The 16274-nt window shown below is 37.1% G+C and carries 17 protein-coding genes and 1 pseudogene; 9 read left to right on the forward strand and 9 right to left on the reverse strand.

From position 1 onward, the window contains the following. Positions 1-4: 4 nt before the first annotated feature. Both JFL43_RS13960 and JFL43_RS13965 read left to right on the forward strand, forming a co-directional pair. Positions 5-1351, forward strand: coding sequence for a 3' terminal RNA ribose 2'-O-methyltransferase Hen1 (locus JFL43_RS13960; protein ID WP_200749511.1), 1347 nt, complete (start codon positions 5-7; stop codon positions 1349-1351). Next, entirely contained in the window at positions 1348-3939 is a 2592-nt protein-coding gene (locus JFL43_RS13965) for a polynucleotide kinase-phosphatase (protein ID WP_200749512.1), read from the forward strand. Before JFL43_RS13960 ends, JFL43_RS13965 begins: the two co-directional genes overlap by 4 nt. Before the next feature lie 51 nt (positions 3940-3990). Here the strand turns inward: JFL43_RS13965 and JFL43_RS13970 are convergent, their stop codons facing one another. Further along, complete coding sequence (locus tag JFL43_RS13970) at positions 3991-4389, reverse strand: RNA polymerase sigma factor (protein ID WP_200749513.1); 399 nt, start codon at positions 4387-4389, stop codon at positions 3991-3993. 155 nt (positions 4390-4544) lie between these two features. Between JFL43_RS13970 and JFL43_RS22625 the strand changes: the two are divergent. After that, positions 4545-4792, forward strand: a pseudogene (locus JFL43_RS22625) (FAD-binding protein); the annotation flags it as partial. Positions 4793-4980: 188 nt separating this feature from the next. Further along, on the forward strand, positions 4981-5763 hold the full coding sequence (locus JFL43_RS13975) for an enoyl-CoA hydratase (RefSeq protein ID WP_200749570.1): 783 nt from the start codon (positions 4981-4983) through the stop codon (positions 5761-5763). Positions 5764-5805: 42 nt separating this feature from the next. Here the strand turns inward: JFL43_RS13975 and JFL43_RS13980 are convergent, their stop codons facing one another. Beyond that, on the reverse strand, positions 5806-5991 hold the full coding sequence (locus JFL43_RS13980; protein WP_200749514.1) for a YhzD family protein: 186 nt from the start codon (positions 5989-5991) through the stop codon (positions 5806-5808). 156 nt (positions 5992-6147) lie between these two features. Here JFL43_RS13980 and JFL43_RS13985 point away from each other — a divergent pair, with 156 nt between their 5' ends. The 4 genes from JFL43_RS13985 to JFL43_RS14000 all read left to right on the forward strand — a co-directional run bounded on the left by JFL43_RS13985 (position 6148) and on the right by JFL43_RS14000 (position 11689). Continuing rightward, a complete protein-coding gene (locus JFL43_RS13985) occupies positions 6148-7368 on the forward strand; it encodes a metallophosphoesterase (RefSeq protein ID WP_200749515.1) in 1221 nt (406 codons plus the stop codon). A 27-nt stretch (positions 7369-7395) separates the two neighbouring features. Beyond that, positions 7396-10299 carry an ATP-binding protein gene (locus JFL43_RS13990; RefSeq protein WP_200749516.1) on the forward strand — a complete coding sequence of 968 codons (2904 nt, stop codon included), beginning with the start codon at positions 7396-7398 and terminating at the stop codon, positions 10297-10299. Continuing rightward, on the forward strand, positions 10296-11234 hold the full coding sequence (gene yhaM / locus JFL43_RS13995; RefSeq protein ID WP_200749517.1) for a 3'-5' exoribonuclease YhaM: 939 nt from the start codon (positions 10296-10298) through the stop codon (positions 11232-11234). The genes JFL43_RS13990 and yhaM overlap by 4 nt, the downstream gene beginning before the upstream one ends. Before the next feature lie 290 nt (positions 11235-11524). Then, positions 11525-11689, forward strand: coding sequence for a hypothetical protein (locus JFL43_RS14000; protein ID WP_200749518.1), 165 nt, complete (start codon positions 11525-11527; stop codon positions 11687-11689). Between the two features lie 71 nt (positions 11690-11760). Here the strand turns inward: JFL43_RS14000 and JFL43_RS14005 are convergent, their stop codons facing one another. Then, positions 11761-12648: a peptidylprolyl isomerase gene (locus tag JFL43_RS14005; RefSeq protein WP_200749519.1), complete on the reverse strand. Its 888-nt coding sequence runs from the start codon at positions 12646-12648 to the stop codon at positions 11761-11763. A gap of 151 nt (positions 12649-12799) precedes the next feature. On the opposite strand from JFL43_RS14005, the gene JFL43_RS14010 reads away from it, so the two are divergent. Next, a complete protein-coding gene (locus JFL43_RS14010; protein ID WP_100795972.1) occupies positions 12800-12898 on the forward strand; it encodes a YjcZ family sporulation protein in 99 nt (32 codons plus the stop codon). A gap of 153 nt (positions 12899-13051) precedes the next feature. Here the strand turns inward: JFL43_RS14010 and JFL43_RS14015 are convergent, their stop codons facing one another. The 6 genes from JFL43_RS14015 to JFL43_RS14040 form a co-directional block, all read right to left on the reverse strand. Next, on the reverse strand, positions 13052-13234 hold the full coding sequence (locus tag JFL43_RS14015) for a hypothetical protein (RefSeq protein WP_407701985.1): 183 nt from the start codon (positions 13232-13234) through the stop codon (positions 13052-13054). 67 nt (positions 13235-13301) lie between these two features. Beyond that, positions 13302-13850, reverse strand: a complete 549-nt coding sequence (locus JFL43_RS14020) for a DUF3267 domain-containing protein (RefSeq protein ID WP_100795974.1) — start codon at positions 13848-13850, stop codon at positions 13302-13304. Positions 13851-14014: 164 nt separating this feature from the next. Further along, positions 14015-14533 (reverse strand): HTH-type transcriptional regulator Hpr, encoded by a 519-nt coding sequence (locus tag JFL43_RS14025; protein WP_100798127.1) that lies wholly within the window; start codon positions 14531-14533, stop codon positions 14015-14017. Positions 14534-14677: 144 nt separating this feature from the next. Then, entirely contained in the window at positions 14678-15061 is a 384-nt protein-coding gene (locus JFL43_RS14030; protein WP_200749520.1) for a YtxH domain-containing protein, read from the reverse strand. 104 nt (positions 15062-15165) lie between these two features. Beyond that, positions 15166-15693, reverse strand: a complete 528-nt coding sequence (locus JFL43_RS14035; protein ID WP_200749521.1) for a tryptophan transporter — start codon at positions 15691-15693, stop codon at positions 15166-15168. A gap of 150 nt (positions 15694-15843) precedes the next feature. Then, positions 15844-16269: an HIT family protein gene (locus JFL43_RS14040; protein ID WP_100795977.1), complete on the reverse strand. Its 426-nt coding sequence runs from the start codon at positions 16267-16269 to the stop codon at positions 15844-15846. Positions 16270-16274: the final 5 nt, after the last annotated feature.

Here is a 16274-nt window from a genome sequence, read left to right on the forward strand (position 1 = left end):
CATCGTGCAATTAACGATTAAAGCAACGGGGAACCATATAACAGAGCTCTCGCATTTGTTAGCGAAAAATCCAAATAATTTATATGAGAGAAAGCAAAAAGAACATATCGTTCGTATTTTTTATGAAACATTTAATCATTCGGAGTTAAAAATGACGACATATGTTGTGCCAGATTCGCTCGCACTTGTCAAAAACACGAACAATACCTACGATATTACACATTATATTAATGATCGAGAATTTGCAGTTAGCAGTATTTTCACTTCATTTATTCGAAATGCTTTTGGAACTGCTTTAAATGGTCAGCCTAAAGAAGAATATATAGAATGGGTGTCACATCGTTACGATTTTGAATTTAGTTTTGGCCCGATTGCTTCTGAATTATCAGATGCACAAATTCAATCACTATTTGAACCGCTTGGCTATAAAGTACAAATTGAATATGGCGAAACAAATTATCAATTTAACATGAAAGAACGTAGTACGGCACGCTTTATCAACATCGAAGGCAATGTCACACTACAAACAGGATTGCGTCAAATTTTTGTTTTGATTCCTGTAATTGATAATTATAAGCATTATTTTATAGATGAAACTGAAGTTGAGAAGTTAGAACGCTACGGAGAAGGCTGGCTAGATGAACATCCAGAACGAGAATTGATATTTAAGAGGGCGCTACGCTTCAAAGAATTATATTCACCGCTAGAAAAGACCGGTTTGACGACATTACCACAAAAGAAAGTTCGTTTAAATGATTTACGTTATAGCAAAATAATTGATGCTGTGGAAAATCTATCACATAAAAAAACAGTTGTTGATTTTGGTTCTGGGGAAGGTAAGTTGTCAGAACAGCTTGGGTTTGTTGATGGTGTACAAGAAATATTAGCTGTAGAACCTTCTCAAATAGAAGTACAGAAGGCTAATAGACGCTTTGAAAAGTTAGTCGGTGATAGTCAATTTGTTATGCCAACAAATCATTTTGGCTCATTATTTTATAAAGATGAGAGATTAAAAGGTAAGGATGTCATAATTCTTTGTGAAGTCATTGAACATATTGATCCTGAACGGTTACCACGCGCAATGTCTGTTATATTCAATGATTATCAACCAAAAACAGTTATTATTACAACACCAAATCGGGAATATAATAGCGTCTATGATATGGATGATAAAAAACGTCATAATGATCACCGGTTCGAATGGACAAGGCGTGAGTTTCAACAATGGTGTGCTAATAGGATGGAAAATATTCATTATAACTTTAAGTTTGATGGTATAGGTGAAGAACATCCTCAGTTTGGTCATTCTACACAAATGTGTATTTTCACAAGAGAGGAGGAATCACAATGATTAAAATTCCGCATGCCGGTATTGTAATAATGATCGGTGCTTCGAATAGTGGTAAATCGACATTGCTAAGAAAATGGATTGCAGATGGTCTTTTATTGCCAAGTGAAGTTGTTAGTTCGGATCACTTCCGTCAAATGCTTGGTGATACGGACTTTATTGACTGGACGATTGGTCGTTCAGTAGAAGAAGTTGACAGCCTATATGAGACGTATCAAAAAATTTCATCAGAGGCTTTTCATATGATGGAAGAAACGGTGGAAGCAAGATGTCGTTTAAATAAAGTAACCTTTATTGACGCAACACATATACACCCTGATGACCGAGGGAAATATATTCAAATGGCAAAAAGAGTAGGGGTACCAATTACTGCATTGTTACTTGATACAGCTCTAGAAACATTGCTAAGTCGCGATTTAGAAAGAGAAAAACCGCGGGGGAAAAATAAAGTAAAGAAACAATATAATCAGTTGAAAAAGGAAAAGCGTTTTATTAAAAAAGAAGAGTATGCTCGTATATATGTACTAAAAGAGGGTGAGGAGGTAACTATAGAGAGAATGTCCAATCCTCTATTAATAGATGTAGCGCAAGGCATCGACATCATCGGTGATATTCATGCTTGCTATGATGAAATGATAACGTTAATAGAGCAGCTTGGTTATACAACAAATGAGGATGGACTTTATGTACATCCTGAAGGTCGAAAACTATTATCACTTGGCGATATTATGAGCCGTGGACCAGAATCACTGAAAACGATGCAATTTTGGATGCAGCATGTGAATACTGACCTCGCTTATATGGTTGATAGTAATCATGGATGGAAAATAGCTAGATGGTTACGTGGAAAAACTGTGAAAATGGCGTATGGTGATGAGAAGTTTGTTGAAGAAATGGAATTGTATGAGCAGCAAAATAGTGAAGAGGCGACGACGTTATTAAAACAACAGCTTGAGAACTTTTTAATAGCGGCACCATCACATTACATCCTTACTCAAAATGATATTCCAACGGCGGTTTGTGTGCATGCTGGCATAAAGGATGAGATGATAGGGAAAGAATCACGCGATATAAAAGATTTTAGTCGCTACGGTGAAACAGCAGGAATTGCTAGTAATGGTAGACCGATTCGTTTAGATTGGACGGTACATCATCACAATAGTCTACTCGTTATTTGGGGTCATGATCCTAAACCGCAGCCACTCATTGCTAATCGTACAGTTAATATTGACCAAGGAGTTGTTTTTGGGGGACAGTTAACAGCATTACGGTACCCAGAAAAAACATTTATAGCAGTCAATGCGAAGCAAGATTATGCAGAAGATCCAACTAACCCTTTAAACGAATGGGAAAAGAAACGTTTAGATCCACCAAATATAACGAAGCTTGTGAATGGCTATACAGTACTCACTGCTGATTTAGGTGAGGTAGAGGTGCTTGCAGATTATGTTCAAGCAGCAATTGATACGACATCACATTTTACAGTACCACTTGAGCAGCTTGTTTATATTCCACCTACTATGAGCCCCACCCCAAAGCCTTCACAGCTGGACGATTATTTAGAGCATCCACAAGAGGCGATCGATTATTTTAAAAGTAAGGGTGTAACGACCTTGGTAGCGGAGAAAAAGCACATGGGAAGTCGAGCAGTACTACTTTTATTTAAAAATAAAGAAGTCGCATTACAAAAAATAGGCTTCGCAACACTCGGTATTATTTACAGTCGCACAGGCCGCCGCTTCTTTGAGCGTGAAACGGAACAACAAGTAGTACAGTCGTTGAATGAAGAACTAACAGCAAAAGGGTATTTCACAAAGAATGATACCGACTTTGTACTATTAGATGCGGAAATAATGCCTTGGAATTTGAAGGCGAAGGAACTAATTCGAAGTCAATATGCACATATTGCAGAACAGGCCATTTTAGATCGTTCTAAGCTACTTGAATCACTGACACAAGGTATGGCAGCAAGGGGAGATTTGGCTCCGTGGCTCTCACAGATGGAAGAAAAGCTAGAGCATGCTGAAATTTTCAAAGAGGTATTCCAAAAATACTGTTGGAATGTAGATGATGTAGATGCTATTCAAATAGCACCATTCCATGTTTTAGCGCATAGTAAACAAACCTTCTTTGGTGAACCTCACACATGGCATATGAAACAAAATGAAGCTTTTGCCGAAAGCTCAAAATGGTTTGTACGTACAGATTATAGAATCATAACGGATAAAACTTCTGAGCAGGAGGTTGTTGATTGGTGGACTACTATTACCGAACAAGGTCACGAAGGTATTGTCATTAAACCGGAGTACTTTATTACAAAATATAAAGGCCAGTTGATTCAACCCGCATTAAAGGTGCGTGGTCGTAAATATTTGAATATCATTTATGGTATGGATTATACAGAGCCAGCTAATTTAGAACGTTTAAAACAACGCAATACTGGGAAGAAACAACGTATGGCTCTACAGGAATTCACCTTAGGTATAGAAGGAATTCGCCGCTTCGTGAACAATGAATCATTAGAGCGTATTCATGAAAGTGTACTCGCAACTTTAGCGATGGAATCGACACCGGTGGATCCGAGATTATAATATTAAGATAATGAAAATTTAAGTATGTATGTCAAAATTAAAGGCTATCTCTCAGTTTAAAGTGACGAGAGATAGCTTTTTTATGTTAGTGTATGGTGATTTTAATGATTGAACCATCTGAATAAGTTCCTTCATGGATTCATCGGCTTGCAATAAATGTTCGGGCGTAATGTTGGTTGCTTTTTCAGGCTGTTGCATAAGTAAAATGCCTTTCCATTTATGACGTTGCTTTTTTCGTAAAGTATCTATGGCGACATGATGTGCGATAGAGAACAGCCAAGTTTTGGGACTCGACTTTTGCTGAAAGGTTTCATAAGAGCGGTACGCTTTTATGAATACTTCCTGTACACAATCTTCAGCCTCATTTGTTCCTATTCTATAGTGTAAAAACTGATAGATATCATTTTTATATTGATCAAACCAGTTGGTGATTTGCTGTTGAATAGTCATAATATCCCACTTTCACTACATTAGACGTCGCTCGAGTTGGTTTATCGCAGTGTATCACTTATTTTTATTATAAATAAAGGTGATTAAACGTTAAGTGAAGAAATTTGTTGGAGTGAATGAGTATTCGTTTTGATAGGCGTTAAAAGAGGCGGGCTATGGAGTATGATGCAATTGTCTTAGATGCGGGTTTGGCCGGATTAGTTGTACAGAAGAATTGACGAATCTGGGAAAGAAAGTATTATTACTTGATCAAGAGCTAGAAGCATCTCTTGGTGGACAGACATAGTGATCGATCGGAGGCTTATTTCTCGTCGACTCATCAGATCAAAGACGTTCTGGTGTGAAAGGCTCAAAAGAATTCGCTTGGCGAGACTGGCTTTGGATTGCGAATTTTGACAGGAAGAGTTCATGGTTATAGAGCACTAGAAGGGACGTTTTTAGGAGAAAGCTTATTCAGTGGTAGACAGGCGGGTCGTGGCGTGACGAAAGATTAATAAAATAATATTGTATTTGAAAAAAGGGTTTATTGGATAAATGGAGAATATTACTATTATGAATGGTAGTTCATTTTTAAACAAAGGGGTGTTTTTAATGGCTTATGAAACATTAGATTTTGAGAAAAATGGTAGGCTGGCGACGTTGACTTTGAATAGACCGGCAGCGATGAACTCGATGAATGAAGTATTGATGAAAGAATTAGCGGATTGCTTTGAAGCATTGAATGATGAAGCGGAAGTGCAGGTACTCATCATTAAAGGGGCGGGCAAGGTGTTTTCAGCTGGCGGAGATATTAAAGCGATGCTAGATGATGAAAGCCCGATGGAAATTGATGCTGTGATGGTTGATATTACGCGCTTTGTGAAGGCAATGTATATGTTGCCAATGGTAACGATTGCTGCGGTACATGGTGCTTCTGCTGGTCTAGGATTTAGTTTAGCGCTTGGCTGTGACATTATTATTGCAGAAGAAAATAGTAAACTAGCGATGAATTTCATCGGAATTGGGCTCATTCCGGACGGGGCGGGGCATTTCTTTATGAAGGAGCGTCTAGGAACGCCACTTGCGAAGCAGATGATTTGGTCAGGGGATATATTAACTGGAACTGCAGCAAAGAAAATAGGGCTAGTGGATGAAGTCGTACCTGATGGGAAGGCGGCTGATCAGGCTAATTTATTAGCGCAAAAATTATTGCAGTCTCCAATTGCGGCTATGATTGCAACGAAAGAAATATTGCATACGCAAAAGTGTGCTGAGCTATCGAATGTATTGAAAATGGAGACTGTTGCGCAATCAAAAATGCGTAAAACGGTGGATCATTTAGAAGGTATTCAAGCATTTGTACAGAAGAGAACGCCAGCTTTTAACGGACAATAAAAAATGCCTTTCACAATGAAATAGTTGTGAAAGGCATTTTTATTATGAATGGAACAGAATTAATTTGCCAGCAGGGTTCACTAAACGATGTGTTTGTTCTGCTAAGCCTTTATCTTCAATTTGTTGTTGCCCTTGTAGTTTGGCAGTCGCATCGTCTGCAAACTCCCATGTTTCATCAAAAAGTGTTTTCCCCGTTTTGTCGAATGCCGTAAATCGATACGTTTTCATGCCCATCACCCTTTTTTATGAATATACATTCATTATACTAGAAGATTCAGGAAAAACATACAAACAGGCTATTTCCGTTCCAATTTTTAATATTTATTATCGCAATTTTGTGATAAAATAAGAACAAATATTCGTATTAAATAATAGGGGGAAATCATGTCTATAATTCGATTTTTTCATACGGCAGATTTGCATTTAGATAGTCCTTTTAAAGGGATGTCTGCACTTCCCAAGGAGCGTTTGCAGGAGCTCCGCCATAGTACATTTGCAGCGTTTGATCGATTCATTCAATATGCGGTACAGGAACTACCAGATTTTATTGTCATAGTAGGTGATATATATGACGGGGAAGATCGTAGTTTGCGAGCGCAAGCTCATTTTCAAAACGGCATGGAACAGCTTTATGAAAAGAATATCCCAGTTATTTTGAGTTATGGCAACCATGATCATCTAAATGGAAAATGGACACGTTTTGAGCTACCGCCTAATGTCCATGTATTGCCAAAGAAAACGGAGCAGGTAACATTGCAAATTCGAGAGACAGCTGTTCATGTTTATGGTTTTAGTTATTCCGATCGGCATGTAAAAGAGCCCATGATTAATACATACCCAGTTGCTACAAATAAGGATGCCATTCATATTGGCATGCTCCATGGTAGCCTAATGGGCAATACAACACATGATGTTTATGCACCATTTGCGAAAGAAGATCTACTTGCAAAACAATATGATTATTGGGCGCTTGGGCATATTCATATGCGCCAAATATTAAACGAGGAGCCACCGATTGTTTATTCAGGCAATATCCAAAGTCGCCATCGAAAAGAGCGTGGTGTAAAAGGTTTTTATGATGTGACGATTGACAATCATCATGCAAACCTAGATTTTGTACCGACTTCAGTTATTGTTTATGATGAACTTATAGTAAATTGTGAAGGTCTTGTTCATGCCAACGAAATTCTACAGGCATGTGAAAATACAGTACAACAATTTCGTGATCAATTTGGAGCAGGTGTTATTGAACTTAGGCTTGAGCATTTGGAGTCGGGTGCTAAAACATTATTTGAAGATTCTACAATAGAAGAGTGGCTTGAATTGATTCGTGAAAGAGAAGAGCAGAAATCGCCTGCTATTTGGATACAGTCTGTCCACATCAATTGGCAGGATTTCCAGGAATATGAGCCAACTGTTGCAACAGAGGCAGTGCTTCATGTCATTGACAACTGGGATGATATGCAATGGAAAGAGACATTAAAAGATTTGTATCAGCATCCAAGAGGTGGGCGCTATCTAGAGCCTCTATCAAAAGCAGAATTAGAACAAATCTCAAAGCAGACAAAGAATTTATTTAAAAATTATGTATCACAGAAAGATTAACTTCTAAATTAGAAGGAAGTGAACAAAGTGTATATTCGTAAACTCGTTATTTTTGGCTTCGGTCAGCATGAAAATGTGACGATTGATTTAAAAAAAGGCATCAACGTAATCTATGGCCTCAATGAAGCAGGGAAAACGACGATTCAGCAATTTATTTTGCATATATTATTTGGTTTTCCTCAAAAGAATGCGCAACAACTCCGCTATGAACCGAAAGCTGGAGGGAAATACGGCGGTCAATTGCATATTACAGACGATGAATATGGTGATTGCGTTATTGAACGTGTAAAGGGCAAAGCAATAGGGGATGTTCGGGTCTATTTTGGAGACGGTACAAGAGGCAATGAAGAGGCGTTGGCGAAAATCGTTCATGGCTATAATCGACAAGGGTTTGAATCAATTTTTTCCTTCTCCGTTCACCAATTACAGCAGTTAGAGCATATGTCCGAGGACGATCTTAGTAGAGTGTTATTAGCTTCTGGAACGACCGGTATCGATCAGCTCACTCAGCTTGAAAAGGAGCTCGATAAGAAAATTGGAGAGCTCTTTAAGAAGTCCGGTAAAAACCCGGTGATTAATAAACAAATTGAAGATCTCCGTGCAAATGGCATCGCTCTAAAAGAAGAGCGTAAAAAGATAGAAGAATATGAACCGGCTATAATAAGGTTGCAGCAAATTGCATCAGCATTAGGCGATATTAAATCAACTGAAGCTAAGCAATTACAAGAACAGCAAAAGCTTAATACATTCCGCCAGATATACCCGTTATTGCAAAAGAAAGAACAACTAGAACTAGATCTTCTGTCTATTTTGCAAAAGGTATTCCCGACAAATGGTATCCATCGTTATGAACTATATAAGGATAAGAAGCTTGAAGTTCAAGTAACATTAAGCCAAGCTCAGCAGGAGAAAGAAGCAATACAACAACAGTTACAAGCAGATTTTAATGAAGCACGTTATCAGCAATTAAAAAATCTCAATGACCAAGATAGCGAATGGCGTGAATGGCGCTCTCAAGAAAAGAATCTACAAAATGATATCGACATACTGCAACAAGAAAAAATGGCTCAATACCGCTTACTAGGCATTACAGATGAGCAGCAGCAATTAGCTTTAGAACAGGCAGAGGCGACGCTTGAACAGGAAGATTTTTTCCGTCAACTTGTAAAGCAACTGGAAGAAAATGAAGAACAATATCGATTTGGCCAACGTACAGCTGAGCAACTTCAAAAAGAGTTAGTAGTAACTGAGCAAAAGTTAGACAAACTATACGATCAGCAACCATCTGACTATGATTTAGATCGAGCAGCAAAATGGCCAGCGCAATTACAACGGGCAGCTGAAGCAAGAGCAATATTAAAGCAACGTGAAAAGCCTTCTAATAATGCAAAATCAGCAAAACTTTTTAGCATTGCGATTGCAGTAATGGCTATTTTATTTGGCGTTAGCCAATCCAACTGGCTCATTGTAGCTGTAGGAGTTATTGTAGCGGCCGCTATTTGGTTTATCTTTGGTAACAATAGTGCTCTTCAAAATGAGGAAGACCCTGCAAATAAAGAAGCGCTTCATCGTGTGATTCATGAAGTGGAATCACAGCAATCTGAGATGGAACAACTACTGACGAACATTCGCCAGTTGGATGATCGTGTCGTCCTTTTACAAGAACAGTACGATGAAAAAAATGAACAATATAAAGAAGTACAGCAAGCTATCTCTAAATTTAATATGTACACAGAGCAAAGTCAGCAGCAGCTTCAATTATTTTTGAACCGCTTCCAAATTAGCAGTTCTTTACAACCGAAACTTTTAACTGAGTTATTCCGACACGTTCGTGAGATTCAGCAAAAAAGCGCAAGTATTATAATGAAGGAAAGCCAATTAGACATTCTTTCTACCCAAATGACGAAGCGAATAAGGGAAGCTTCAGAAGCTTGCGAAATGCTTTGTACGAAGGAAACTTTATCCACTACCATTCAATCAGCGTATTTCCAAATGACTGAGCAGCAACATTTTGTTTTAACAGCACAAGAAAAACTGCTGCAGTTAGACATTACCATTGTTGAAAAGACAAATTTGCATAAATCTTATACCGCTGAAATTTTAAACTTATTCGAAGAAGCTGATGCTGAGTCGGCTGAGGATTTTTATAAAGCAAATGAGCAATTCGAGTTGTATAAAGACAGAAGCCAGTCATTAAAACAAGTCGAGGAGCAATTAGCGATGTTCGATGAGGCGACAATTACAGTTCGTTTAAACGATATCGAATCTCAGAACTTGCTTGTACAGATTACGGCTACTCTAGCATCTTTGCAAGAAAAAAAGGATGCCTTACTCCGTGAACAAGCAGGGCTACAATCGAAAACAGTCGGTTTATTAACTGATGAGAAATACGGTATACACCTTCAATGGTTTGAACAGCAAAAAGCAACATTAGCAGAACAAGCGCATGAATGGGCTATTAATAAAGCGATTTCTACAGCAATACAGGAAACGATGCACAATTTAAAAGAGAAAAGATTGCCAGCTGTGTTGCAGAGAGCAGAGCGCTATTTTGAACAGCTAACAGGTGGTAGTTATGATACATTGGCGATTAATCACGAAGGTGTTTTTGAGGCGGTAGCAATAGATGGGATGCGTTATACAATTGCTGAACTGAGCCAAGCGACGAAGGAACAGGCTTATGTAGCACTGCGTTTTGCATTGGCAGATTCACTACAACAATCTGCACCATTTCCAATTATTATGGATGACCCTTTTGTTCATTTTGATCGTTTGCGCATTGCGAACATGGTACAATTAGTTGATAGTATTCAAAAGAAACATCAAATACTCTATTTTACATGTCATGAGAATATGATAGATCAATGGTCAGAATCATCAGTCATTCATGTCTCAAATTTAAAAAGTGAAAGGGGATTGACTTCCATATGAATGGTATTGCATCACTTCAAGCAGGAGAGCCAGTCGATCATTATTTATTAATTAAACAAGCTACAAAAGGTGTTACAACAATGGGAAAACCATTTATGACGCTTATTTTACAAGACAAAAGCGGTAGTATTGAAGCTAAATTATGGGATACAGGCGAAGAACATGAAAGACTATATCAAGCTGAAGGTATTGTGCAAGTTGGTGGAGAAATCCATGATTACCGTGGGAAAAACCAACTACGTATTAAAGCAATCCGTCCTGTAACAAACGATGAAGGCATTTCAGTAGACGATTTAGTACCTTCATCAGAAACACCTAAAGAAGAATTATTTGAACAGTTAATGCAGTTCTTCTTCGAAATTAAAAATCCACAAATTTCACGTATTACTAGACATATTGTAAAAGAAAATCAAGACGCTGTTATGACGTTCCCAGCTGCAACAAAAAATCACCATGATTATGCATCTGGCTTACTTGATCACGTCGTATCCATGTTGAAATTAGGTCAGGCAATTGCTGACTTATACCCAACTTTAAATAAAGACTTATTGTATGCCGGAATTATTTTACACGATATCGGTAAAGTTGTTGAATTATCAGGACCAGTAGCAACTTCATACACAGTTACTGGTAATATGCTTGGCCATATATCAATTATGGTAACAGAAATTGCAAAAGCTGCGGATACACTTCAAATCGATAGTGAAGAAGTTATGTTGCTGCAACATATGGTATTATCTCACCACGGTAAAGAAGAGTGGGGGAGCCCGAAAAAGCCTATGTTACAAGAGGCGGAAATGCTTCACTATATTGATAATATCGATGCGAAAATGAATATGCTAAAACGTGCGTTAGGCAAAACGGCACCAGGCGAATTTACTGAACGTTTATTCCCATTAGATAATCGTTCATTCTATAAACCTACGATTGAATAAGAAAAAGATTAAAAGGCCCTTTCAGACATGCTGAGAGGGCCTTTTACTTTAGTTTTAGTGTCTGCCAAAAAGACCTTTAAATGCTCCGTGACATGGTCTGTGACATGGTGATGGCATAGGGCAGTGTGTAGGAATACCTGGATCAACTATCATATTTTCAGTGGAATTAGTAACGTAATGGCGTGGAACATTAACGATGTGTTGTCTGTTTATAGTAACTGTAGGATGAATAACGGGAATTTCTCGCTCAACAAAGCAATCATTGAATTGGACTTGTGTAGGGCAGACGATTGGCTGTACGTGACCGTGATGGTGACCGTGATGGTGGCCGTGATGGTGGCCATGATGGTGGCCATGACAGCGACACTGACCCTGGCAGTTGTTGTAGCATCTCAAAAGAATCACCTCCATTCAATGGTGTTGATACTATAACATGCGACAAGTTGAAAGTTTGAGGGGACAGAGGCCCGTATAATAAAAAAATACCTAATCCAACGTAATGGATTAGGTATTTTCAAGAGGCTAATTATTTTCCTTCAGTTTTTCCTTCAGCTGTATCATCAGTTAAAAATTGTTTTAGCGCATCTTTTAAGTCTTTATCTTTAATTTTCACGTCAGCAGCTTTGATTAATTCTTTAGCTTTTTCCATGAATTTATTTTGAGATTCTTCAGTTCCAGCAAGTTTTTGTTTAATTTCATCTTTGCTATCTTTTAGAGAAGCAACGTCTTTAACTTCACGTGTGTCTTCTAATTTAATGATGTGATAACCGTGAGTTGTTTTAATTGGTTCACTAATTTCACCTTTTTTAAGTGAGTAAGAGGCATCTGTAAATTCAGCAACCATTTTATCTGGTCCGTACCAACCAAGTTCGCCGCCAGCTTCTTTTGAACCAGGGTCAGTTGAATATTTTTTAGCAAGTTTAGCAAAATCTTCGCCTTTATTTAATTTCGCTTTAACTTCTTTAGCTGTTGCTTCGTCAGCAACTAGAATATGGCTTGCTTTAACTTCTTTTTTCATACGTTCGTAGTATGCTTCGATGTCTTTATCAGAAATATCGATTGCTTTTTCTTGTAATAAAAGGATGCGGATGTAATTTTCTTTAAATTCTTTTTCTGTCCAGCCTTGAGTAGCTATAGTTTGTTCATAGCTTTCACCCATAAGATCTTTTTGCTTTTTGAATTCTGCTTCTACTTCTTTATCAGTTACTTTGTATTTATCAGCTAAAACGCTTTTGATAACTAATGTTTGTAGCGTTTGAGTACCAGCTGAACTTTTCATTTCTTGATAAAGTTGCTCTTTTGTAATGTCTCCAGCTTTCGATTCAGCAACTATTTCATCACTAGAATTATTTCCACATGCAGCAAGAGCAAGAACAGATGCTGCGAGTGTTAATGTTAATACGGTTTTTTTCATCTTCAAAATCTCTCCCAACTTAGTCACTTACAAATAATGCAATTGTAACTATAACACAAAACGAAAAAAAAAGAAAAAGGTTCCATATTCATTTAGCCTAAAACTGAAAAACACGCCTGCATAAGATAGCAAAGAGAGGGGGGGGCTAATTATGGGTAACGGTGGCGGATTTTCGCATGGTTCTGGCTTTGCTCTAGTTGTCGTGCTATTTATTTTGTTAATTATTGTGGGAGCGGCATTTATGTGCTAAGCTCTCGGCAATAAGAAAGTCCATTTGCAGTGATGCGAATGGACTTTTTTATTTATGAATTTTCACTCCACTGATTTGAGGATGGAAGGACTAGCTAAATGCCAATTTTACTCATGCAACTAGCTGTCTCTAATATCATAAAATGAACTCATATTACACAGTAAACAGAATCTCCAAATAAAAAGAGATTAACAAAATGGTAATAAGTACATTTATAGTTCGGTATATTTTAGGTTGTTTTTCTTCGGGAATTTCCTTTTGCTCACAAAGAGCATACGTCATCCGGTTAATTTGAAACAAATAAAACACCGAGAATAGGACGACAATGGCAATCATCAAGTCTTTTCCTCCTCTCTATCTCTATCATAAGCATAACAAAAAAAGAACAGAAAAGACAAGTTAGTCATAAATGGTTGGACGATGGAATTAAGATTTCAAAGCCCTTGTCTGTTTCTTCAATCAATGCCGCTTTAGGTGAATGCATGAGATGTTTGACATACAACAGATCAATTAAGCAAAGTCCACAGTGATAAGCCAGTAAAATCGAAAAATAATGTCTAAAGGATGGAAACATAATAGCTCCAATCACTAAAGCAAGATTAAGCGCTATAAAAGGTACAAGCAAAGCAAATACATAGCGGTTCTTTAAAATCGGCTCATGAATACGCATTTGTAAAACGGGCAAGAAACCGTATTGCTTTTCAATAGAGAAACGCAAACATTTACGATATCTAAAAAGTGGCATAAAATGCAGTAGCTTATGAGCCGGATAAATCATCAATAAAACAAATAAAAATAATGGGAATAAATGATCGGATAACGGACTTTCTTTATATATATTCAATGCTATATAAAAAACAGAAAATACGCTAATGACGATAATGGTAGACAATAAAAAAATACGATCGTGGCCGTATTGTTTCTGTACATTAATGGTTTTCCAGCAATGCATGTTACAGCATCTCCAATTTCAATAAAAATGATAATCTTCGAAACCTAACATTAAAGCTTTTTAATAGGAAAATCAAGTAATTTAATATTAAAAAAAAGATAGCGTTTTCATACCTAATCATAGACTTATTGAAGCTATAATCAGGCATGAAATTGTGTCGATTATTATTCGATATTACGTAAAGAATCCTCAAAAATATCCATGAAATTATCACCGTAGATATTACGAATAATAGCCATTAAATCTAATAATTCAGGAAATTTACCGTACATTTCTTTTAATGGAAGTGAGCCGTCAAGAACACTATGCTTCGATTGGCTATAATTCTCCATTAATTCTACTAGTAATGACTGACCTTTTTCGGTGAGCTCCACATATGTATTTCTCTTATCGTCATTACGTTTAGAAAATACGAGCAAACCACGTTCCTCTAAATTTTTAGAGAAATTGAATGCTGTTGAAACATGCATCACACCAAATTTTGCTATATCAGAGATCGATGCGCCTTCAAGATTGGAGGCAATCCATAATACATGGTGCTCATTGATATTCAAATCATATGGTTTGAGCCATGCTTGCCAGTCCTTCTCAACAGCTTTCCAAAGGGCCTTCGATAGCTGGGCGATTCTCTGGCTGTAAAGCATAGCTTCACGAACCGTATACAAGTCTTCAGACATAGCTATCACCAACTTTCGCAATTTTCTAATATTATAACATTATTTGTAAATAATAAACAATCATTATTCGAGATAAAATAAGACAAAGTAGATGATTTCAATCAGTTTAATTATTTCTAAATAAAAATATACTTTTATCGCAAAAAAATATTAAGTGTTTTTACCTCTTTTACGATTTTGGAACTCAGATAAATGCTTTTCAATTTCTTCTACAGTGTTTTGTAGGGAAGCAATTTCTTGTTGCAAGTTATCCTGAATTGGAGAGGTTTCAGTTTGCCAAGAGGCGATGGATTCCTTTGTATCTTCAACGAATTTAGGAATTGTTTGTTTGGCTTCGTGTTTTATGTCGTCAATAGACCCTTTAATATTTTGCATTTGATCTTTAATATCCGCTAGCTTATTTTGATAATCCTCTTTAGTAACTTGCAATGAGGATCTGAAGTCTTTGCCTGATTGTGGTGTAGATAATAGAACGGTTACTACACCGCCTATAACACCAGTTGTTAAGCCAATAAAAAATGTAGATGCTTTCATAATAAATCTTCTCCTTCCTCTCTTAACTATAACCTTTTCTTACTATAATAAAACATGATTTAAAAAAAATGAAGAGCCCTCCTTAGAATTGGAGGGCTCTTCAATTAAGCATGTGTTAAAGATGTATCGAATTTCGAACGTTTAACTAAATTAATGATGATTGGATAAATAATAATAAATGCTACGACGTTAATGGCAACAGCGGGTAGTACAACTGTTAAGAATAAAGCTGTAAATGGAATCTTCGCACCAACGATTAGTATCGCAGAACCTAAGAACACACTTCCTGAAATGATTGTACCTGCACCAGCAAGAACCGCTGAAACAGCAATTTTCTGAGCGAATCTTCGTAATAATACAACCGCTGCATAGAAAATAAATGCTGTGACAAATTTATCGATGATATTCGGTACAAATCCAGCAGGGAATGTTGAAAATAGACCTGAAATCACGCCTGTTGTTACTGCTAGCAAAAAAACTTCCTTAACACCTGGGAATAATAAAATGCCGATGAACATCATCGTTAGCATGAAGTCTGGCTTCATACCACCATTAAATCCCGGGATTACGACATATAATGCCGCACCTACACCAACTAAAAGGGCCATTAAAACTAAATTCTTCGTATTCATTTCTCATCTCTCCTATAGCTACACTGAGCTCAACTTTTGTTATTTCCTTCCGTATCCTCGTGATCGGAAGCGAAACTTACACATGATTTTACATGTAAATATTCTGAAAATCAACACTATTATTTAATAGTATTGATGGTAAGTACAATTTTACTTGTTTAGATGTTCTTTAATTTTCTCCGCTAAGTCAGCTAAAATTGCTGGTGTATATTCATCTTGTTTTGTATTCCATGTAGGTTTAAATCCATCTGTTTCATCATATCTTGGTATGAAGTGCAAATGGAAGTGGAAAATAGTTTGTCCAGCAGCTTCACCATTATTATTTAATAAGTTCATACCAGCAGGATCGAATGTATCTTTGATAGCGTTAGCAATTCTAGGTGCGACTGAAAATAGATTTGCAGCTACTTCAGAAGACATTTCAAAAACATTTGCCACATGCTCTTTAGGAATTAGTAATGTATGACCTTTCGATAAAGGGCCGATATCCATAAAGGCATAGACAAATTCGTCTTCATAAACTTTCGTGCTAGGGATTGAACCATCGATAATTTTACAAAATAAACAATCGCTCATTAAAA

Source organism: Viridibacillus soli, from assembly GCF_016612995.1.
GTDB classification, from domain to species: Bacteria; Bacillota; Bacilli; order Bacillales_A; family Planococcaceae; genus Viridibacillus; species Viridibacillus soli.

Coding starts and splice junctions, on each gene's coding strand:
- yhaM (WP_200749517.1), top strand. CDS start 10,296: ATGAATGGTATTGCATCACTTCAAGCAGGAGAGCCAGTCGATCATTAT.
- JFL43_RS13980 (WP_200749514.1), bottom strand. CDS start 5,991: ATGAAAACGTATCGATTTACGGCATTCGACAAAACGGGGAAAACACTT.
- JFL43_RS13985 (WP_200749515.1), top strand. CDS start 6,148: ATGTCTATAATTCGATTTTTTCATACGGCAGATTTGCATTTAGATAGT.
- JFL43_RS14040 (WP_100795977.1), bottom strand. CDS start 16,269: ATGAGCGATTGTTTATTTTGTAAAATTATCGATGGTTCAATCCCTAGC.
- JFL43_RS14010 (WP_100795972.1), top strand. CDS start 12,800: ATGGGTAACGGTGGCGGATTTTCGCATGGTTCTGGCTTTGCTCTAGTT.
- JFL43_RS14005 (WP_200749519.1), bottom strand. CDS start 12,648: ATGAAAAAAACCGTATTAACATTAACACTCGCAGCATCTGTTCTTGCT.
- JFL43_RS14020 (WP_100795974.1), bottom strand. CDS start 13,850: ATGCATTGCTGGAAAACCATTAATGTACAGAAACAATACGGCCACGAT.
- JFL43_RS14030 (WP_200749520.1), bottom strand. CDS start 15,061: ATGAAAGCATCTACATTTTTTATTGGCTTAACAACTGGTGTTATAGGC.
- JFL43_RS13975 (WP_200749570.1), top strand. CDS start 4,981: ATGGCTTATGAAACATTAGATTTTGAGAAAAATGGTAGGCTGGCGACG.
- JFL43_RS13965 (WP_200749512.1), top strand. CDS start 1,348: ATGATTAAAATTCCGCATGCCGGTATTGTAATAATGATCGGTGCTTCG.
- JFL43_RS13970 (WP_200749513.1), bottom strand. CDS start 4,389: ATGACTATTCAACAGCAAATCACCAACTGGTTTGATCAATATAAAAAT.
- JFL43_RS14015 (WP_407701985.1), bottom strand. CDS start 13,234: ATGATTGCCATTGTCGTCCTATTCTCGGTGTTTTATTTGTTTCAAATT.
- JFL43_RS14035 (WP_200749521.1), bottom strand. CDS start 15,693: ATGAATACGAAGAATTTAGTTTTAATGGCCCTTTTAGTTGGTGTAGGT.